The sequence below is a fragment of the Methylobacterium sp. 4-46 genome (assembly GCF_000019365.1).
In the GTDB taxonomy this organism is placed as follows: Bacteria; Pseudomonadota; Alphaproteobacteria; order Rhizobiales; family Beijerinckiaceae; genus Methylobacterium.
The window spans coordinates 6,981,831-6,999,421 of the sequence record NC_010511.1 but is presented as its reverse complement, the minus strand read 5'-3'; the positions used below and the strand labels follow the sequence as shown (position 1 = coordinate 6,999,421).

The window sequence follows — 17,591 nt, the reverse complement described above, 5'->3', positions numbered from 1 at the left end:
GCCCCGGGCGGCGCCCTCACGCCGTCAGGGCGACGAGCCGCGCGGCGGTCAGGAAATCCTGCTTGCGCAGCGCCCGGCGCGCCTCGGCCTCCTCGTCGCGTCCCCAGACGCTCGCCTGGAAGGTCTCGTCGACATGCGCCGCCTCCCAGGCCTCCTCGGCCGTCAGGCGTCCGCGCAGCACCGCGAGGGCGAGCAGGACCGAGCCGGTGAGCGTCGTCATGACGTGCAGCCCGGTGAGCGCGAGCGGGCTCTCGACCGCCTCGACCGCCCGGCGCACCGCCTCTAGCGAGCCGGCCGGCTGGGCCACGTGCATCACGCCCTCGCTCAGCACGATGAGCGCGCCGAGTTCGTCGCGCGCCCAGTCGAGCACCGGATCCCAGGCCGCCGCCTGGCTCGCCACCAGCCGCGCCGGGTCGCCCGCCCGATAGGCGAGGAGGTCGGAGCCCGCATAGGCCGCGATGTCCTGCACCACCGCCTCGCGCCGCTCGGCGACGCCGTCGAGGGCCGTGTTGACGAGGCGGGTGAGCGGCATGCGGGCCGGGTCGATCACCTCCGCCTGCGCCCCCCATTCCTCGGCCAGCGCCCGGGCCACGGCCGGCTGCGGCACCGCGACGACGCGCCGGCCGGGGGTGCGGGCCGGGCGCCCGTCGAGGACGAGCCGGTGCCCGTCCTCGGCCTCGGCGGTCCCGGCCTCGGCGTAGAAGCGCTTGGGCAGGGCGGGCCTGCTCGCCGTCCGGGCGGCGCGGAGGGGATCGGGATTCGGCTCGGGCTGGCCCAGCCAGTCGCGGAGGGTGTCGTCGCTCATCGGATCGAGATAGGCGGGAGCGGGCCGGAATGCGAGGCTCCGGGTTCCGCTACACCCCCGCTCGCCCCTCCAGCACCGTGCCGAGCTCCGCGTAGGAGGTCACCACCTCCTGGGCGCCGGCGGCGGTGAGGGCCTCCGGGGTGTGGTAGCCCCAGGCGACGCCGATCGGGACCACCTTGGCGCCGCGGGCCATCAGCATGTCGTAGGTCGTGTCGCCGATCATCAGCGTGTCGGCGGCGGAGAGGCCCACCTCGCCCATCGCCTGTTCCAGCATCGCCGGGTGGGGCTTTGAGGGCGCGTCGTCGGCGGTCTGCACGGTCGCGAACCAGCCCTCCCAGCCATAGGCCCGGATCAGGTGGTCGACGCCGCGGCGGGACTTGCCGGTGGCGATGCCGAGCTGCACCTCGGGCTGCCGGTGGAGCCGGGCCAGCAGCTCCGCCGCCCCCGGGAAGAGCGGCTCGCGCAGGGCGGCCTCGGCGCGAAGCCGGTGGAAGGCCTCCTTGTAATGGGCGGCGAGCGCCGTCACGGGCCCGTCCGCCCCGACCAGGGCCGTGAAGGCCTGGGGCAGCGAGAGCCCGACCACCGAGAGCGCCCGCGCGCGGCTCGGCGCCGGCAGCCCGACCGCCGCGAAGGCCGCCTCCTGCGCCGCCACGATCAGGTGCTGGCTGTCGACGAGGGTGCCGTCGACGTCGAAGACGATGAGGATCACGCGCAGCCGCCGTCCGTTCCGCCGCCGCCGTCAGGACCGCGGGCGCCCCTCCGCGCCGCGGGGCGGCGTGCCCGGCTGGATCCGCTCATAACCCAGGCGGCAGCGGATCAGGAAGCGGCGGCGTGCCCCACCCCGCAGGTTGCGCCGCAGGGCGGCCCGATTGCAGGCCGCGTAGGAGATCCGCCGCTTGAGGCGCTGGCCCGCGGCGGGCCGCCCCCCCTCCGCCCGCGCGCCCGCCTGCGCCGGGGCGCCCGGGGCCGCCTGCGGCGGCAGGGGATGGGGTGGGGCCGCCTGCGGCGGCGGGGACTGGGGTGGGGCCGCCTGCGGCGGCAGGGGATGGGGTGGGGCCGCCTGCGGCGGCCCGGGCTGCGGCGGGGCCGTCTGCGGGCTGGTCGCCTGCGTGGTCTCGGGCCGGGCCGCCGGGGCCGGCGGCTGCTGTGCCCGGGAGACAGCCGGTGCCAGCGCGGCTGCGGCGAGGAGGCCGAGAAGGCCGAGCGCGGCAGGTCTCATCGGGGCAGGTCTCATCGGGCGAGGTCGCATGGGCGTCGGGCTCTCTCGCGAGGGGGGAAGATCTGGCCGCCCGACGGCGCCAGCGGCAAGAATAAGGCGCCGGGCGGTCCTGCCAAGACCCGTCCGACCACCCGTCCGACGACCCGTCCGATCGGGCGGCAGCCGGGCCGCGCCCGGGGCCGATCAGCCCTCGGGCGCCTCCACGATCGGGTCGTAGCGGCCCGCGTCGAAGCCGAGCAGGTTCCAGCTCTGGGCCATGTGCGGCGGCAGCGGCGCGGTGACGTCGACCGGCTTGTTGGTGCGGGGATGCGGGATGACGATGCGGCGCGCCAGCAGGTGCAGGCGGTTCTGCAGGCCCCCGGGCAATTCCCAATTCTCGATGTCGAAGTATTTCGGGTCGCCGACCAGCGGGTGGCCGATATGGGCGGCGTGGGCCCGCAGCTGGTGGGTGCGCCCGGTCACCGGCTTCAGCGACAGCCAGGAGAGCTTCTGCCCGGCCTGGTCGACCACCGCGTAATAGGTCAGCGCGTGGCTCGCCCCCTCGTCCCCGTGCTGGGCGACGCGCATGCGCGCATCGGCCTCGCCGACCTCCTCCTTGGCGAGGTAGGTCGAGACGCGGCCCTGGCGGACCTTCGGCACGCCCGCGGCGAGCGCCCAGTAGATCTTGCGCGCCGCACGCGACCGGAAGGTTTTGGCGAGCGTCGCGGCGGCGAGCCGGGTCTTGGCGATGACGAGGCAGCCGGCCGTGTCCTTGTCGAGGCGGTGGACGAGGCGCGGCTTCTGCCCGTCCGGCGCGCGCAGGGCCTCCAGCAGGCCGTCCACGTGGCGCTTGGTGCCCGAGCCGCCCTGCACCGCGAGGCCGTAGGGCTTGTTGAGCACCATCATGTCCTGGTCCTCGTAGAGCACCAGGGAGCGCAGATAGGCGAGGTCGCTCTCGGCCCGGGCCGGGCTCGGGCCGGGCTTGGCCGCGTCGAGCTTGAGCGGCGGCACCCGCACGCTCGCCCCCGGCTCGACCCGGTCGGCGGCCTTCGCGCGCTTGCCGTTGACCCGCAATTCGCCCTTGCGCACGAGGCTCTGGATGCGGGTGAAGGGCAGCTGCGGGAAGCGCGCCGACAGGAAGCGGTCGATGCGCATCCCGGCCTCGTCGGGCGTCACCTCCAGGGTCTGCACGCCGGTGGCGAGGGCGGCGGCGGTCGCCTCGCGGGTCTCCCGGCGGGTCGGGGCGGGGGCGGCGGGCCGCGGCGGCCGGGCCGGCGGCGCGGCCGCGCGGGGAGCCCGGGGCGGGCGCGGGGGCTTGGTCGCCGAAGTCTTGGCCGCCGAAGACCTGGCCGCCGAAGTCTTGGCCGCCGGAGACTTGGCCGCCGAAGACTTGGCCGCCGGAGACTTGGCCGCCGGAGACTTGGCCGCCGGGATCGCCTCGCCCTGGTCCCAGGGGGCGGCATCGCCGAGGTCTCGGCCGCCGGCGGCGCGTTCGGCGGCGTCGCGGGCGGTGTTGCGCGGCCCGGTGCGCGCCCGCGCGGGCGGGCGCCCGGGCTTCGGGCGCCCGGCATCGGCGCGCGCGCGTCCGCCGCGGGAAGGGGGTTTTCCGGTCATGCGGGGCTCCTAGCACCCGGTCCGGGCCCCGGCAAACCCGGCCTCTCATCCGCCATCCGGTTGATGGCTTCGCCATCTCCGATTTCGGCCATGCGGATGGCGGCTTCGCTCAGGCGCCGCGCACAGGCGCCGCGCAGGCTGGTGATCCGGGACCCGCTTCGATCAAGCCGATCCCGGATCAGGCGCAGGGCGTGCGCACAAACCCTTCGAGCCGGGGCGGATAGACGGGCATCGGCGGCCGCGCCTCGACCCCGAAGCGGCGCACCACGTCGGCGGCGAGGCCGCGGAAATCGTCCACCGCCCGGGCGCGGTCGCGGTGGCGCCGCAGGGGCCGGCGGCGGGCGAAGGCCTCGCTCACCGCCACGTCCACCCGCACCCCGCGGATCATCTGGCCGGGGCCGAAATCCGTGCGCAGCCGGCCCAGCACCTCCTTCTCGACGTTGGAGCGCAGGTCGATGCGCATCGGCGCGATGGCGAAGCCGAGTTCCGCGGCGCCGAATTGCAGCATCATCCGGTGATAGGAGCGGGCGAATTGCCGGACGCCCTCCAGGCCGAGGGGATCGAGGGTGGTGGGGATGACGACGCCGTCGCTCGCCATCAGGGCGCAGACGGTGAGCGCCGCGGCGGCGGGCGGCACGTCGATCAGCATGAGGTCGTAATCGGCCCGCAGCGGCCACAGGGCGTCGTCCAGGCAGCGGATGCCCTGGGCGGTGATCTGCCCGTCGAAGCCGCGGTCGGCCGGCAGGAGGTCGACCTCGTCCTCCTCGCTGCGCAGGACCGCCTCCCGGAGGTCCACCCGCCGGCCGAGGAGCGGCGCGTGGCTGTTCCCGCGGCCGAGCCGGGCCGCGAGCCCGAAGCCGAACCCGGCATGTCCCTGAGGATCGAGGTCGATCACCAGCACGCGGAACCCCTCGGCCGCGAGATCCGCCGCGAGGTTCACCGCCACGGTCGACTTCCCGGTCCCGCCCTTGCAATTGGCGCTCGAGAGAACGCGAGCGCTCATGTGGGGGCGGTCTCCCGAACGGCGCCGCCGGCCGTCTGTTGTCTGGTTCTGATCATCGTCCGCCCCAATCTGACGTTAGGGAGGGTGCCCGTCAACTTGGTAAGCGAGGATGGTTCACGAAACCTTCACAGAGCGGCGCTATTCGCCCTGTTTCCGCCGACCGCGCTCCGCCTCCCACCATTGCAGCCGCTCGGCGATGCGCCGCTCGAAGCCGCGCTCGGTCGGGGCGTAGAAGTGCTGGCGGCCGAGGCGCTCGGGCCAGTAATCCTGCCCCGAGAAGGCGTCGGGCTCGTCGTGGTCGTAGCGGTAGCCCTCGCCGTAGCCGAGCCGGCGCATCAGCTTGGTGGGGGCGTTGAGGATGGTGCGCGGCGGCGGCAGGGAGCCGTGCTCCTTGGCCACCCGCGTGGCGGCCTTGTAGGCGGTGTAGACCGCGTTCGATTTCGGCGCGGTGGCGAGGTAGACGGTCGCCTGGGCGAGGGCCAGTTCCCCCTCGGGCGAGCCCAGGAAATCGAAGGCCTCCTTGGCGGCGTTCGCCACCGCGAGCGCCTGCGGGTCGGCGAGGCCCACATCCTCCACCGCCGCGCGCACCAGGCGGCGGGCGATGAACAGGCGGTCCTCGCCCGCGTCGAGCATCCGGCAGAGATAGTAGAGCGCCGCGTCCGGGTCCGAGCCGCGGATCGTCTTGTGCAGGGCGCTGATCAGGTTGTAGTGCCCCTCCTGGGCCTTGTCGTAGACGGGGGCACGGCGCTGGATCAGCGCCTGCAGCGCCTCGGGGGTGAGCACCTCGTCGCCGGCCGTCGAACGCCAGATCTCCTCGGCGAGGGTCAGCGCCGCGCGCCCGTCGCCGTCCGCCATCCGCAGCAGCACCGCGCGGGCCTCGGGATCGAGGGGCAGCGGCCGGCCCTCCGCCGCCTCGGCCCGGTCGAGCAGCTTGCCGATCGCCGCCTCGTCGAGGGCGCGGAAGACCAGAACCCGGGCCCGCGACAGGAGCGCGGCGTTGAGTTCGAAGGAGGGGTTCTCCGTCGTGGCGCCGACGAGCGTCACGGTCCCGTCCTCGGTCACCGGCAGGAAGGCGTCGAGCTGGGCGCGGTTGAAGCGGTGGATCTCGTCGACGAAGAGCAGCGTGCCCTGCCCGGCCGCCCGCCGGGCGCGCGCCGCCTCGAACACCTTGCGCAGCTCGGCGACGCCCGAGAAGATCGCCGAGATCTGCTCGAAATGCAGCGCCGTCTCGCGGGCGAGGAGCCGCGCCACCGTGGTCTTGCCGGTGCCGGGCGGTCCCCACAGGATCAGCGAGCCGAGGCTCCCGCCGCGCAGGAGGCGGGTGAGCGCGCCGCCCTCCCCGGTCAGGTGCTCCTGGCCCACCACCTCGGCGAGGCTGGTGGGGCGCAGGCGGTCGGCGAGCGGCCGGGGGGCGCCGGCGGCGAGCCCGGCGGCGGCGAAGAGGTCGGACATGCCCGCATCAAGACCGGCCGGACCCGCCGCCGCAAGGGCCGGGCGCCGCGAAGCGGTTGACGGGCGGCGCCAGGCGATCCGGCGGCACGGCGCGGCTCCCGGTCCGCCGATCCCGGGACGGCAGCGGCCGGAACCGCGGACTCGAAGCATCTCCGCCCGCCTGGAGCCCTCGGCAGCCATGTCTCCTCGGCAAGACCCCCGGTTTTCGGTCGCGACGACCCGCTTAAGCTTTTGTTAACCACCCCCACCCATCGTCGAACCAGATCAATCCTGGAGTTGAGCATGGATCACGTCGAAAACAGGATCCGCGAGCGGGCCTACGCGCTGTGGGAGCGCGACGGCCGCGCGATGGGCCGCGACGCGTATTACTGGGACCTCGCCGAGCGGGAGCTGCGCGAGGCGGCCCCGGCGGCGCCGGCCCGCACGCCGCGGGCCAAGGCGGCCCCCAAGGTGCCCGGCAAGGCGCCGAGCAAGGCCGCGTCCGCCGTGAAGGCCGCCCCGCGCCGCCGCCGCGCCGCCGGGGAGAGCACCGTCGCGCCCTGAGGCGGACCGGTCATCCGCTGTCCGGACGATCAATTCCGGACAGCGTCTGACGAGCCCGCGCGGCGCTTGAGCGAAGCCGCCATCCGCATGGCCGAAATCGGAGATGGCGAAGCCATCAACCGGATGGCGTATGCCAAAAGCCCGCGCGGCGCCTGAGCGACGCCGACATCCGCATGGCCGACATCGGAGATGGCGAAGCCATCAACCGGATGTCGGATCACGCCTCCGCGGCGCAGAGCGCCTCGACGCTGCGAAGGTAGCCCGCGGCGTCGAACTTCCTCAGCGTGTTGGGGCCGAGATAGCGCACGGTGCCGAAGATCGGGCGCCGGCCCCAGGGCCGGTCGTGCAGGCCGTAGATCCAGGCCACGTTGGTGAAGGAATTCGGGTCGCGCCCGTCCAGGAAGTAGCGGTTGTTGAGCCGCAGGGTGCGCCGGAACCCCTCCTCGGGCGAGGGGGACCATTCGAGGATCTTCTTGCCCCAGTACATGCGCAGGTGGTTGTGCATGTAGCCGGTCTCGCGCATCTCCCGCATCGCCGCGTTCCAGTGGCGGTCGTGGGTGCGGCCCTCCTCCAGCGCGGCCTCGTCGTAGAGCGGGTCGCGGCGGTCGCCCGCGTGCTCGGCCAGGGCCCTGCGCGCCCAGTCCGGCACGGCCGACTCGTAGCGGTCGTAGCCCGGCTGGTAGTGGACGTGGTTCATCGCCAGTTCGCGCCGGACGATCAGTTCCTCCAGGTAGGAGGCCTTGTCCTCCGGGCCGCCGGCCGCGGCCGCCCGCACCTTCAGGGCGATCGCCACCGGCGAGATCTGGCCGAAATGCAGGTAGGGGCTCATGTGCGAGGCCGCCCCCGCCTCGGGCCGGTTGCGGACCGTGCCGTACTGCGCGAAGGGCCCGGCGAGGTAGGCGTCGAGCCGGGCCATCGCCTCGTCCTCCCCGCCGCGGAAGCGCCGCACCGGGCGCACGGCGCGGTCGAGGGTCAGGGCGGCGAGCGCCGCCTCCGGGTCCGAGACGTCGAGGTCGCTCGCCAGGGCGAGCCCGTCCGCCGCGTGCGCCACCCTGCGGGCGCGCAGGGGCGCGAGGTAGGAGTCCCAGAGCCGCTGCAGCTTCGGGCGCAGGGTGCGGGCGGCGAATTCGTGCTTGTCCGAGGCGGTCTCGACCGGGACCACCACGTCGCCCTCGACCTGCACCACCGGGCAGGCGAGGCCCCGGGCGATCTCGGCGCTCCACGCCCTCTGCACCGTGAGGTAGCCGCGGTCGAGCACCGCCAGGGCCGCCTCGGCGCCCAGCGCCAGGGCCGCCGCCGCCGGGGTGGAGCGGCGCAGCACGAAGGCGATGCCGCGCCGCTCCACCCCGGCCCTGGCGGCGGCGAGCCCCTGCAGCAGGAAGGCGTAGTGGCGGGCATTCGCCTCCGGGAAGGTCCGGCCGCCGTCGAGGAGGCCGAACCCCACCACCACGGGCAGGCCGAGGCGGTTCGCCTCGTCGATCGCGTGTTCGAGGGCCGGGTTGTCGCGGCTGCGCATCGCCTGCTGCATCAGGTAGAGCACGTAGCGCCCCTGCCGCGGCGGCGCCTGGTTGAGCGCGCGGATCCGCGCCGCCTCGATCGGCCCCTCGCCCGCCATGTCGTCCCCTCCCCGATTCCCGGCGCCAACCTGGAGCGGCCGGCCCGTTCGGGCCAGTGCCCGCCCCTGCGACAAAAATCGGCAACGTTGCCAATAATGCCGGCTTGCCTTCGCGGCGGCGCATCCTATCTTGTTGCAGTGCGGGATCGCGATGGCGTCGCGGTCCCGCTGCCCTCCTTGGGCGTTTCCTCCCTAGACTTGGGCCGCACCTCGTGTGCGGCCTTTTTTCTGCGCCGTGCGACCCGCCGGGGCGCGGCCGCGTTGCCGCCCTGCCCTGGCCCGCCGCATGCATCGCCGGCGCCGGACACGGACGGAGGCGAGATGCAGCACTTCACCCTTCGGATCGAGCAGAGCGGCAGCGGGCTCGTCTGCATCACCAGCCCGGAGATCAAGAGCCTGTTCGTCGCCGACGAGACCCTCGACGGCGCCCTCCAGGCGGTGCCGAGCCTGGTGAAGGCCCTCACCCGCGACGAGAAGGCGGGGCGCCCGGTCGAGGAGCCGGCCGAGTAGCCCTCAGCCCCGCACCCGCGCCCGGATCATGAAGTTGTCGTAGGTGTACTCGGCCACCTGGAACCACAGATAGGCGTCGTTGCGGAAGCTCCTGAGCGAGTCGTAGAGCCGCTTGAAGTCGGGGTTCTTGGCCGACAGGTCGGCGTAGATCTCGTTGGCGGCCTTGAACGCGGCCTCCATCAGGTCCTGCGGGAAGGGCTTGACCTGGGTGCCGGCGCGCAGGAGCTGGCGCAGGGACGCCATGTTGCGGGCATCGTACTTCGCCTGCAGGTCGGCATGGGCCTGGGCGGCCGCCATCTGGGCAATGGCCTTGTAGGATTTGGGCAGTTCGCTCCATTTCTGGGCACCGAACCAGAAGTGCAGCATCGCCCCGCCCTCCCAGAAGCCCGGGTAGTAGTAGAAGGGCGCCACCTTGTTGAGGCCGAGCTTCTCGTCGTCGTAGGGGCCGATCCACTCGGCGGCGTCGATCGCCTTGGATTCGAGGGCGCCGAGGATCTCCGGACCGGGCAGGCTCTGGGGCACGACGCCGAGCTTGGCCAGCACCTGGGCGCCGAGCCCGCCGATGCGCAAGCGCAGCCCCTGCAGGTCGGCGGTGCTCTTGATCTCCTTGCGGAACCAGCCGCCCATCTGGGCGCCGGTATTGCCGCCCGGCAGGGCGTAGAGCTTGTGGCGGGCGAAGATCTCGTTGAACAGGTCGAGGGCGCCGCCCTGGAGCATCCAGGCGCTCTGCTGGCGGGCGTTGAGCCCGAAGGGCATCGCGGTGGCGAGGGCGAAGACGGGGTCGCGGCCCGGATCGGACGAGGCCGCCGCGTAGCCCATCTCGACCGTGCCGGCCCCCACCGCGTCGAGGAGCCCGGCCTCGCCGCCGGGGGCGGGGGCGACCTCGATCTGGAAGCGCCCGTCCGTGGCCTCGCCGACGACGCGGGCGAAGAGTTCGGCGGCGCCGTAGAGCGCATCGAGGCTGCGCGGGAAGGCCGAGTGCAGGCGCCAGCGCAGGTCGGGCGCCCCCTGCGCCAGGGCCGGCGCCGCGAATCCGGCCCCCGCGAGCCCGACTCCCCCCGTCAGCAGATCGCGACGCTTCATGCCCACTCCCCGGCCCGTGTCACACCGCCTCCCTAACGCCCCAGCGCCGCTGCGGTCCCGAGGCGCGGGGCGCATCGTCCGCGCCGCGCCGGCGTCGCCGCGGTCGCGGCGGCCGTTCGCGCGCCCGATGCTTAGCCCGGTTCCCCGCCTGGCGCACCGGGGACGCGGAAGAACGCGCTCGAACCGGGCCCGCGCCTGTGCTAGCGGGATGGCGTGACACCCGAACCGATCTCCCTCCACACCGTCTGCGGCCTGGAAGAGCTGGGGCACCACGCGACCCGGGGCGTGACGCACGTGCTCTCGATCCTGGATCCGGGCTGGCCGGAGCCGGACGCGTTCGGGACCTACGACGCGCATCACCGCACCACCCTGCGCTTCCACGACATCATCGCGCCGACGCGAGGGCAGGTGCTGCCGGAGCCCGACCACGTGGCGGCGATCCTGGCCTTCGGGCAGGACCTCGCCGGGGAGCGCCCGCGCGACCGGCACCTGCTGATCCACTGCCACGCCGGCATCTCGCGCTCGACCGCCGCGATGACGATGCTGCTGGCCCAGGCCCATCCGGACCTCGACGAGGCGGCGGTGGTGGCCCGCGTGCACGAGTTGCGCGAGAAGGCGTGGCCCAACGCCCGCATGATCGCCTTCGCGGACGAGGCCCTCGGCCGCCGCGGCCGGCTCTCGGAGGCGGTGCGCCGGCTCCACGCCCTGCAGCTCAAGGTGCGTCCGCATCTCGACGGGCTGATGCGGGAATTGGGGCGCGGGCAGGAGGTCGACGCGGCGCTGAGGGGGTAGCCGCGATCGCGGCCGGCGGGGACCGGCCGCCGGCCCCGGCGTCACGCCCCCGAGGCGGGGGAACGCAGCACGAACCGCGCGATCGCCCGCGCGAACCCGTCCGCGTCGTTGCCCGCCGTGACCTCCCGCGCCGCCCGCTTCACGGCCTCGGCGGCGTTCCCCATGGCGATCGGCAGGCCGCTCTGCGCGAACATCGCCACGTCGTTCGCCATGTCGCCGAGGGTCGCCACCTCCTCGCGCGCGAGCCCCAGCTCCTCCCGGATCCGCGCCACGAAGCGGCCCTTGTCGGCGCCGGGGGGCGTCACGTCGAGGTAGTAGGCCTGCGAGCGGTGCACCGAGGCCGACCCGCCGAGTTCCGCCGCGAGCGCCGCCTCGCAGGAGGCGAGCGCCGCCGCGTCCCGGCTCACCCCGACGAGCTTGGCGGCCCGCGCCAGGAAGGGCGCGAGGTCCGGCACCACCCGCGGCTGCGCCGCGAGGGTGCGCCGCTCCAGGTCCGTGTAGGGCGCGCGCGGGTCGCGCAGCAGCCACGCGCCCTCCGCGAACACCCAGAGGTCGATGCGGGCGGCCGCGAAGCGGGAGGCGGCCGCCCGCGCCGCCGCCTCCGGCACGAACGCCTCCGACAGGACCGAGAAATCCGGCGCCAGCACGGTCGCGCCGTTGAAGGCGCCCATCGGCAGGGTGAGGCCGAGGGCCGCCGCGAGCGGCCGCAGCCCCACCGGCGGGCGGCTCGACGCCACCGTGAAGGCGATGCCCCGTTCCCGCAGCGCCGCCACCGCCGCCACCGCGGCCGGCGTCAGGCGCTTGTCGGGGGCGACCAGCGTGCCGTCCACGTCCGACACCACGAGGCGGATCGTCATCTCAGATCTCCCGATGGGCCGAATCCGGCTCGGCGGGGATCTCGGCGCGGGCCGGCACGATCTCGGGCGCCAGCACCCGCTCGCGCAGGCGCTGCGGCCCGAGCACGAGGGCGAAGAAGTCGTACTCCCCCGGCAGGTCGTTCGACATCAGGTACTGGAAGTGCATCCGGAACGGCCGCGCGCTGATCTTGGCGTAGACCTCGGGGCTGAGGATGTCCTTGAACCGCGCCGAGCGGATCGCCGGGTTCGCGGTGCGCCGCCGCGGCGGCAGGGCGAGGTCGCGGCCGGGATTGAAGCCCGGAAAGTTCATCCAGTCCTGCGGCGCCTGGAAATCCGCCCAGACCACCCGCTCGCTCTCGACGAGCGCGGCGATCTCGGCCCGCACCCGGCGCGCCCGCGGGTTGACCGCCACCAGCGGCAGCCCCGCCCCCAGGGTGACGAGGGAGAGGTCCCGCCGGCCCGTCCGCGCCAGCAGCCGCGCGGCGAGTTCGACCGCGGTCAGCGCGCCCGAGGAATGCCCGACCAGCATCACCTCGTCGGCCGGCGTCTCGGCGATCCGCGCCGCCACGTGGTCGGCGAGGGCGGACAGCCGCGCCTCGTAGTCGGGCCGCCAGCCGTTGCTGTGCTGCCAGTTGAAGACCCAGTCGTTGATGAGCTGGCGCAGGAAGATCCGGTCGAGGAGAGGCGTCGCCAGGATCACCGCCCCCACTCCGCCGAGGAGCCCGAACCCGACGCTCGCCAGGGCCGGCAGCCCCGTCCCGCCGCGCTCCAGCCCCGCCCCGAGCCCCAGCCCGAGGAACACGCCCAGGACCACGAGCAGCACCGTCATCACGAAGGGGTACAGGATGACGTTCCCGTATTTCCAGTTCAGCGCGTAGAGGCGGAACAACTTCCCGGTCGCGAGGGCGTGCAGGATGCCGACGGTGAGCAGCAGCATCGAGAGCGGCAGCGGCCGGCGGAAATCCTGCCGGACGAGGTCGTCCCAGAGCAGCACCTCGTAGTCGATGCGGGTCTCCCAGGTCGCCCGGCCGGCCTCGACGGTCCAGGCCTGGACGAGCCCGTCCGGGCTCGCGCGCGCCGGCGAGACCCGGCGGCGCGGCAGGTCGAAGCGCCGGCCGTAGCGGGAGAGTTCGCGCACGAAGAGCGCCCGGTAGCGCTTATGAGATTCCGGGTCGTAGCCCGGCAGGTAGAAGACCTGCCGCCGCCGCACCGGGCCGCCCGGCCCCTGGGGGAAATCGGGCGGCGTGTAGCCGATCGTTCCAGTCATGCGCCCCTCGACCGCATGCGCTCCTCGACCGCGCCGCGAGGCCGGGGTCTTAGCCCCTCCGGGCGGGCGGGTCCAACCGGCGGCGCGACCCGGCGGGCCGTCAAGATCGTGTTCCGGCACGCGGGCGGCCCTGTGCGATACGGGGAGTGCGGGGAGCCTCCCCCCTGCCCGACCCAGTGTGACACGGCGGCCACGGACAGCCCCCGCCGCTTGGAGTAGGAGCCAAGCTCACGCGGACAAGGACGAGCCACGAACGGATGCGCCCCCTCCCGATCGCTCTCTGCGCCGCGCTCGCCGTCTCCGGCTGCAGCAGCTTCCTGCCCGCCTCCGGACCGACCGGCAGCGCCGTCGCCGAGGGCGCGGACATCGCCACCGACCAGGGCCTGTTCGCCCGCTACGAGATCATCGACGTCGACGCGTCGACGGTGGAGGCCCTGCGCGGGCGGCCCCTCGACAGCCTGCTCGCCTCGTTCGGCGACCGCCGCCCCTCGGTCGAGCCGGTGATCGGGATCGGCGACGCCGTCACGGTGACGATCTGGGAGGCGAGCACCGGCGGCCTGTTCTCCGGCGCCCTGGTGGCGGACCGGTTCTCGGCGGGCTCGAAATCCGCCACCATCCCGCCGCAGGTCGTCACCCGCGACGGCACCATCACGGTGCCCTACGCGGGCCGGATCCAGGTCGCGGGCAAGCGCGTCCAGGACGTGCAGGGGCAGATCGAGCAGGAACTCGCCGGCAAGGCGATCGAGCCGCAGGTGATCGTCACGGTGACGCAGCCCGCCAGCACCGTGGTGACGGTGACCGGCGAGGTCACGGCGGGCGCCCGCATCCCCCTCTCGACCAAGGGCGACCGGCTCCTCGACGTGATCGCCTCGGCGGGCGGCGTGCGCGCGGCGGTGAGCGAGACCTTCGTGCGCCTCTCGCGGGGCCAGACCACCGCCACCGTGCCGCTGACCGCGGTGGTCTCGAACCCGCGCGAGAACATCTACCTGCGCCCGGGCGACACCCTCACCCTCGTGCGCGACCCCCAGACCTTCCTGGCCACCGGGGCCACGGGCGTGAACTACGAGATCCCGTTCCAGGCCGAGGGCATCACCCTGGCCCAGGCCATCGCCAAGGCCGGGGGCCTGCGCGACTTCCAGGCCGACGCGCAGGGCGTGTTCGTGTTCCGCTTCGAGCCGGCCTCGGTGGTGCGCCGCCTGCGCCCGCGCAGCCCGCTCCTCGCCAGCCCGCAGGTGCCGGTGGTCTACCGGGTCAACATGCGCGATCCCAACAGCCTGTTCGTCACCCAGGCCTTCCGGATGCGCAACCGCGACATGCTCTACGTCTCGAACGCGCCCTTCACCGAGGTGCAGAAGGTGCTGAGCGTCTTCTCCACCGTCACCGCGCCGGTCTCGGCCGGCGCCTCGCTCTACCAGACGACGCGATGAGGCGAGGGGCCCGCGGGGGGCCCTTCCTCGTGGTCCCGGCGGCGGAGGGGGGAGCCGGTGCCGGCTCCCCGCCGCCTCAGCGGGTGAACTTCTTGTACTTGATGCGGTGCGGGATGGTGGAATCGACCCCGAGCCGGCGCTTCTTGTCCTCCTCGTAATCCGCGAAATTGCCCTCGAACCACTCGACGTGGCTGTCGCCCTCGAAGGCGAGGATGTGGGTGGCGATGCGGTCGAGGAACCAGCGGTCGTGGCTGATGATGACCGCGCAGCCGGCGTAATCCTCCAGCGCCTCCTCCAGCGCCCGCAGGGTGTCGACGTCGAGGTCGTTGGTCGGCTCGTCGAGCAGCAGCACGTTCGCGCCGCTCTTCAGGATCTTGGCGAGGTGGACCCGGTTGCGCTCGCCGCCCGACAGGACGCCGACCTTCTTCTGCTGGTCCGAGCCCTTGAAGTTGAAGGCGCCGCAATAGGCCCGGCTGTTGATCTCGCGCTTGCCGAGATAGAGGATGTCGTTCCCGCCCGAGATCTCCTGCCAGACCGTGGCGTCGGGGTTGAGGGTGTCGCGCGACTGGTCGACGTAGCCGAGCTTGACGCTCTCGCCGACCGTGATGGTGCCCTTGTCGGGGGTCTCCTGGCCGGTGATCATGCGGAACAGGGTGGTCTTGCCGGCCCCGTTCGGCCCGATAACGCCGACGATGCCGCCCGGCGGCAGCTTGAAGCTGAGATCGTCGATCAGCAGCCGGTCGCCGAAGGCCTTGCCGAGCCCGTCGAACTCGATGACGTTGTTGCCGAGGCGCTCGGCAATCGGGATGACGATCTGGGCGGTCGAGGGGCCCTTCTCCTGCGACTTCGCCACGAGCTCCTCGTAGCGGGCGATGCGGGCCTTGGACTTGGCCTGCCGGGCCTTCGGCGAGGCCGCGACCCATTGCTGCTCGCGCTCGAGGGTGCGCTGGCGCGCCTCCTCCTCGCGGCCCTCCTGGGCGAGGCGCTTCTGCTTCTGGACGAGCCAGGACGAGTAATTGCCCTCGTAGGGGATGCCGCGGCCGCGGTCGAGCTCCAGGATCCAGCCCGTGACGTTGTCGAGGAAGTAGCGGTCGTGGGTGACGATCAGGATCGCGCCCGGATAGGTGCGCAGGTGGCCTTCGAGCCAGGCCACGGTCTCGGCGTCGAGGTGGTTGGTCGGCTCGTCGAGGAGCAGCAATTCGGGCTGCCAGAGCAGGAGCCGGCAGAGGGCGACGCGGCGGCGCTCGCCGCCCGAGAGGGTGGCGACCGCGACCTCGTCGCCGGGGCAGCGCAGGGCGTCCATGGCCTGGTCGACCTTGGAATCGAGATCCCACAGGCCCTTGGCCTCGATCTCGTCCTGCAGGCGGGTCATCTCGTCCGCCGTCTCCTCGGAATAGTTCATCGCGAGTTCGTTGTAGCGGTCGAGGATGGCCTGGCTCTCGGCCACGCCCTCCATGACGTTCTCGCGCACGGTCTTGCTGGTGTCGAGCTGGGGCTCCTGGGGCAGGTAGCCGACCCGGGCGCCCTCCGCGACGAAGCCGTCGCCGGTGAAATCCTTGTCGATGCCGGCCATGATGCGCAGCAGGGTCGACTTGCCGGCGCCGTTGACACCGAGCACGCCGATCTTGGCGTCCGGGTAGAAGGAGAGGTGCACGTTGTCGAGCACCTTCTTGCCGCCCGAGTAGGTCTTGGTCAGACCCCGCATGTGGTAGATGAATTCACGGGCCATCGGAGTTCCTTCGGTCGAGCGGCGCGGTCCCGCAAAGCCGGCGCGCCGGGCCGACCGTCGCGGGCGCCGGCGCGAAGGTCCGCGCGAGGATAAGGGGTCGCCTCCGCGATAGCAGGGCGGCCGGGGGGTGTGCAAGGCGGGGGTCGGGAGGCCCGACCGCGCCGGGATCCCCCCGCGCGGGATCGGATCGCGGCCCCCCGGAAGGGGCTACCCGAACGGGTTGCGCACGCTCTCGGTGCGCGGCTGCGGCCGCGGCGCCTCCTCGGGTAGGTGGGCCTGCGCCTCCAGCGCCGTCACCACCCCCTCCAGGATCGCCCGGAGCGTCCGCGCCCGCTCCAGGCTCAGCCGGTCGCGGGCGAGTTCCAGGGAGCCGTGCAGGACGATCCGCTCGGTGCCGTTCTCGACCGTGAACGCGCCGAGCGTCTGGACGGTGGCGTCGTCGGAGAAGGGGATGAGCGGGCAGGACGCCATGGGCGGGGCTCCTCAGAACAGCGAGCGGATCGCCTCGCGGAGCGCCCGCTTGGCCATCCGGGTCAGCTCGTGGGCGAGCCAGTCGACGAAGGAGGGTTCCGGCCTCCCGCGCGGGCGGTGGCCGCCGGAGACCTCGTCGCGCCGGGGCTCGGGCAGCCGCATCGCGCGGGCCCGGGCCGCCTCCGGCAGGCCCGGGAAGACCACGATGCCGGCGATCGCGGCGAGCTGCGCGGGCGAGACCGTCTCGTAGCCGGCATTCTCGGCGTTGCGCGCGAGGTAGATCCCCGCCTCGCCCCGGCGCGGGTCGTAGACCGCCTTGAACAGCCGGGTCGGCACCAGCACCCGGCCCTTCAGCGCCTGGACGTTGCCGCCCTCGAAGGTCGGGCCGGTCACCACGTAGAGGTCGCCCCGCTCCGCCGCGAGATTGCGCACCGCGCTCTCGATCCCGGCCCAGAGCCCGCGATTCAGGTCGGAGTTCTGCGGCACCATGTTGGCCAGGCTGAAGGATTCCGCCATCGCGGCCGGGTCCGGCATGTCGCCCGAGGGCGCCATGTGGCCGCGGTCGAAGCCGCTGCCGACGTAGTCCGACAGGTCGGCCCGCTCGGCCGCCGGGAGGCGCGCCTCCTCGTGGAAGGAATCGACCCGGTCGAGCCGGCGCGCCGCCTCCACGCGCGCCCGGTCGAGATGCTCGGCCGCGTAGAGCGGCGTGCGCGAGAGGCTCGAATGCAGCACCGCGAAGGCGCGGAAGCACAGGAGCGTCGCGCCCGCAGCGAGCCGCGGGTTGGTCAGGGCGGGCGGCTGCCCGTCCGCGAAGTGCTGGGGACACTCCTCCGCGAGGGCGGGCCCCGCGACAAGGAGAAGCGCCGGCAGGAGGCGCCGCGGGCCGGACCGCATCCCCATCTCAGAAACAGACCCGCCCATCTCAGAAACAGACCCGCACCCGCCGCGGCCCCTCGGGCGTCGGGCGCCAACGCCACCCGCAGGGGGGGCGGTAGAGGGGATTCCAGGCGCAGTGCAGGAAGAGGTCGCATTGGGTGCCGCCGGGGGCGTAGGCCGGGGCGTTCGGCGGCGGCAGCGCCGGCCGGGACGCGTCCGCGGCCTGCGCCCCCAGCACCCCGCCCGCCAGAAACCAGGCGCTCGCCACCGCTCGCATCGCTCCGCCCCGTCCGGCTGGCCGCGCCACGCGGCCCGGCCCGTTCTACCCCAGGGCGGGACGGCTGTCCCG

At 73.7% G+C, this 17,591-nt stretch carries 18 protein-coding genes; 4 read left to right on the top strand and 14 right to left on the bottom strand.

Annotated features, from left to right (window positions below):
• Nucleotides 1-16 precede the first annotated feature (16 nt).
• The 6 genes from M446_RS30835 to M446_RS30810 form a co-directional block, all read right to left on the bottom strand.
• Nucleotides 17-805: an ATP12 family chaperone protein gene (locus M446_RS30835; protein ID WP_012336012.1), complete on the bottom strand. Its 789-nt coding sequence runs from the start codon at nucleotides 803-805 to the stop codon at nucleotides 17-19.
• Between the two features lie 49 nt (nucleotides 806-854).
• Entirely contained in the window at nucleotides 855-1,514 is a 660-nt protein-coding gene (locus M446_RS30830) for an HAD-IA family hydrolase (RefSeq protein WP_012336011.1), read from the bottom strand.
• A 30-nt stretch (nucleotides 1,515-1,544) separates the two neighbouring features.
• Entirely contained in the window at nucleotides 1,545-2,024 is a 480-nt protein-coding gene (locus M446_RS36570; RefSeq protein WP_012336010.1) for a hypothetical protein, read from the bottom strand.
• A 183-nt stretch (nucleotides 2,025-2,207) separates the two neighbouring features.
• A complete protein-coding gene (locus tag M446_RS30820) occupies nucleotides 2,208-3,617 on the bottom strand; it encodes an RluA family pseudouridine synthase (protein ID WP_012336009.1) in 1,410 nt (469 codons plus the stop codon).
• Nucleotides 3,618-3,795: 178 nt separating this feature from the next.
• Nucleotides 3,796-4,620 (bottom strand): ParA family protein, encoded by an 825-nt coding sequence (locus M446_RS30815; protein WP_012336008.1) that lies wholly within the window; start codon nucleotides 4,618-4,620, stop codon nucleotides 3,796-3,798.
• A 138-nt stretch (nucleotides 4,621-4,758) separates the two neighbouring features.
• Nucleotides 4,759-6,072, bottom strand: a complete 1,314-nt coding sequence (locus M446_RS30810) for a replication-associated recombination protein A (protein ID WP_012336007.1) — start codon at nucleotides 6,070-6,072, stop codon at nucleotides 4,759-4,761.
• Nucleotides 6,073-6,354: 282 nt separating this feature from the next.
• On the opposite strand from M446_RS30810, the gene M446_RS30805 reads away from it, so the two are divergent.
• Nucleotides 6,355-6,615 carry a DUF2934 domain-containing protein gene (locus M446_RS30805; protein ID WP_012336006.1) on the top strand — a complete coding sequence of 87 codons (261 nt, stop codon included), beginning with the start codon at nucleotides 6,355-6,357 and terminating at the stop codon, nucleotides 6,613-6,615.
• A gap of 217 nt (nucleotides 6,616-6,832) precedes the next feature.
• On the opposite strand, the gene M446_RS30800 is transcribed toward M446_RS30805, so the two are convergent.
• Nucleotides 6,833-8,230, bottom strand: a complete 1,398-nt coding sequence (locus M446_RS30800) for a deoxyribodipyrimidine photo-lyase (RefSeq protein ID WP_012336005.1) — start codon at nucleotides 8,228-8,230, stop codon at nucleotides 6,833-6,835.
• 321 nt (nucleotides 8,231-8,551) lie between these two features.
• Between M446_RS30800 and M446_RS30795 the strand changes: the two genes are divergently transcribed.
• Nucleotides 8,552-8,740 (top strand): hypothetical protein, encoded by a 189-nt coding sequence (locus tag M446_RS30795; RefSeq protein ID WP_012336004.1) that lies wholly within the window; start codon nucleotides 8,552-8,554, stop codon nucleotides 8,738-8,740.
• 3 nt (nucleotides 8,741-8,743) lie between these two features.
• Here M446_RS30795 and M446_RS30790 read toward each other — a convergent pair whose 3' ends face one another.
• Nucleotides 8,744-9,823 carry a TRAP transporter substrate-binding protein gene (locus M446_RS30790; protein ID WP_012336003.1) on the bottom strand — a complete coding sequence of 360 codons (1,080 nt, stop codon included), beginning with the start codon at nucleotides 9,821-9,823 and terminating at the stop codon, nucleotides 8,744-8,746.
• A 213-nt stretch (nucleotides 9,824-10,036) separates the two neighbouring features.
• On the opposite strand from M446_RS30790, the gene M446_RS30785 reads away from it, so the two are divergent.
• Nucleotides 10,037-10,615: a tyrosine phosphatase family protein gene (locus M446_RS30785; protein ID WP_012336002.1), complete on the top strand. Its 579-nt coding sequence runs from the start codon at nucleotides 10,037-10,039 to the stop codon at nucleotides 10,613-10,615.
• Nucleotides 10,616-10,656: 41 nt separating this feature from the next.
• On the opposite strand, the gene M446_RS30780 is transcribed toward M446_RS30785, so the two are convergent.
• Nucleotides 10,657-11,472, bottom strand: coding sequence for a Cof-type HAD-IIB family hydrolase (locus M446_RS30780; RefSeq protein ID WP_012336001.1), 816 nt, complete (start codon nucleotides 11,470-11,472; stop codon nucleotides 10,657-10,659).
• 1 nt (nucleotide 11,473) lies between these two features.
• Nucleotides 11,474-12,739 carry an alpha/beta hydrolase gene (locus M446_RS30775; RefSeq protein WP_012336000.1) on the bottom strand — a complete coding sequence of 422 codons (1,266 nt, stop codon included), beginning with the start codon at nucleotides 12,737-12,739 and terminating at the stop codon, nucleotides 11,474-11,476.
• A gap of 257 nt (nucleotides 12,740-12,996) precedes the next feature.
• Between M446_RS30775 and M446_RS30770 the strand changes: the two genes are divergently transcribed.
• On the top strand, nucleotides 12,997-14,166 hold the full coding sequence (locus M446_RS30770) for a polysaccharide biosynthesis/export family protein (protein WP_012335999.1): 1,170 nt from the start codon (nucleotides 12,997-12,999) through the stop codon (nucleotides 14,164-14,166).
• 76 nt (nucleotides 14,167-14,242) lie between these two features.
• On the opposite strand, the gene ettA is transcribed toward M446_RS30770, so the two are convergent.
• From ettA to M446_RS30750, 4 genes are all read right to left on the bottom strand, one after another.
• Nucleotides 14,243-15,895, bottom strand: a complete 1,653-nt coding sequence (gene ettA / locus M446_RS30765) for an energy-dependent translational throttle protein EttA (protein WP_012335998.1) — start codon at nucleotides 15,893-15,895, stop codon at nucleotides 14,243-14,245.
• 207 nt (nucleotides 15,896-16,102) lie between these two features.
• Complete coding sequence (locus M446_RS30760; protein WP_012335997.1) at nucleotides 16,103-16,366, bottom strand: hypothetical protein; 264 nt, start codon at nucleotides 16,364-16,366, stop codon at nucleotides 16,103-16,105.
• A 12-nt stretch (nucleotides 16,367-16,378) separates the two neighbouring features.
• On the bottom strand, nucleotides 16,379-17,260 hold the full coding sequence (locus tag M446_RS30755) for a DNA/RNA non-specific endonuclease (RefSeq protein WP_018263449.1): 882 nt from the start codon (nucleotides 17,258-17,260) through the stop codon (nucleotides 16,379-16,381).
• Nucleotides 17,261-17,288: 28 nt separating this feature from the next.
• A complete protein-coding gene (locus M446_RS30750; RefSeq protein ID WP_265576470.1) occupies nucleotides 17,289-17,519 on the bottom strand; it encodes a hypothetical protein in 231 nt (76 codons plus the stop codon).
• Nucleotides 17,520-17,591: the final 72 nt, after the last annotated feature.

Excerpts from the sequence above, each read along its gene's own strand:
- M446_RS30835 (WP_012336012.1), bottom strand. The coding sequence starts at position 805 with ATGAGCGACGACACCCTCCGCGACTGGCTGGGCCAGCCCGAGCCGAAT.
- M446_RS36570 (WP_012336010.1), bottom strand. The coding sequence starts at position 2,024 with ATGAGACCTGCCGCGCTCGGCCTTCTCGGCCTCCTCGCCGCAGCCGCG.
- M446_RS30820 (WP_012336009.1), bottom strand. The coding sequence starts at position 3,617 with ATGACCGGAAAACCCCCTTCCCGCGGCGGACGCGCGCGCGCCGATGCC.
- M446_RS30815 (WP_012336008.1), bottom strand. The coding sequence starts at position 4,620 with ATGAGCGCTCGCGTTCTCTCGAGCGCCAATTGCAAGGGCGGGACCGGG.
- M446_RS30810 (WP_012336007.1), bottom strand. The coding sequence starts at position 6,072 with ATGTCCGACCTCTTCGCCGCCGCCGGGCTCGCCGCCGGCGCCCCCCGG.
- M446_RS30805 (WP_012336006.1), top strand. The coding sequence starts at position 6,355 with ATGGATCACGTCGAAAACAGGATCCGCGAGCGGGCCTACGCGCTGTGG.
- M446_RS30800 (WP_012336005.1), bottom strand. The coding sequence starts at position 8,230 with ATGGCGGGCGAGGGGCCGATCGAGGCGGCGCGGATCCGCGCGCTCAAC.
- M446_RS30795 (WP_012336004.1), top strand. The coding sequence starts at position 8,552 with ATGCAGCACTTCACCCTTCGGATCGAGCAGAGCGGCAGCGGGCTCGTC.
- M446_RS30790 (WP_012336003.1), bottom strand. The coding sequence starts at position 9,823 with ATGAAGCGTCGCGATCTGCTGACGGGGGGAGTCGGGCTCGCGGGGGCC.
- M446_RS30780 (WP_012336001.1), bottom strand. The coding sequence starts at position 11,472 with ATGACGATCCGCCTCGTGGTGTCGGACGTGGACGGCACGCTGGTCGCC.
- M446_RS30775 (WP_012336000.1), bottom strand. The coding sequence starts at position 12,739 with ATGACTGGAACGATCGGCTACACGCCGCCCGATTTCCCCCAGGGGCCG.
- M446_RS30770 (WP_012335999.1), top strand. The coding sequence starts at position 12,997 with ATGCGCCCCCTCCCGATCGCTCTCTGCGCCGCGCTCGCCGTCTCCGGC.
- ettA (WP_012335998.1), bottom strand. The coding sequence starts at position 15,895 with ATGGCCCGTGAATTCATCTACCACATGCGGGGTCTGACCAAGACCTAC.
- M446_RS30760 (WP_012335997.1), bottom strand. The coding sequence starts at position 16,366 with ATGGCGTCCTGCCCGCTCATCCCCTTCTCCGACGACGCCACCGTCCAG.
- M446_RS30755 (WP_018263449.1), bottom strand. The coding sequence starts at position 17,260 with ATGCGGTCCGGCCCGCGGCGCCTCCTGCCGGCGCTTCTCCTTGTCGCG.
- M446_RS30750 (WP_265576470.1), bottom strand. The coding sequence starts at position 17,519 with ATGCGAGCGGTGGCGAGCGCCTGGTTTCTGGCGGGCGGGGTGCTGGGG.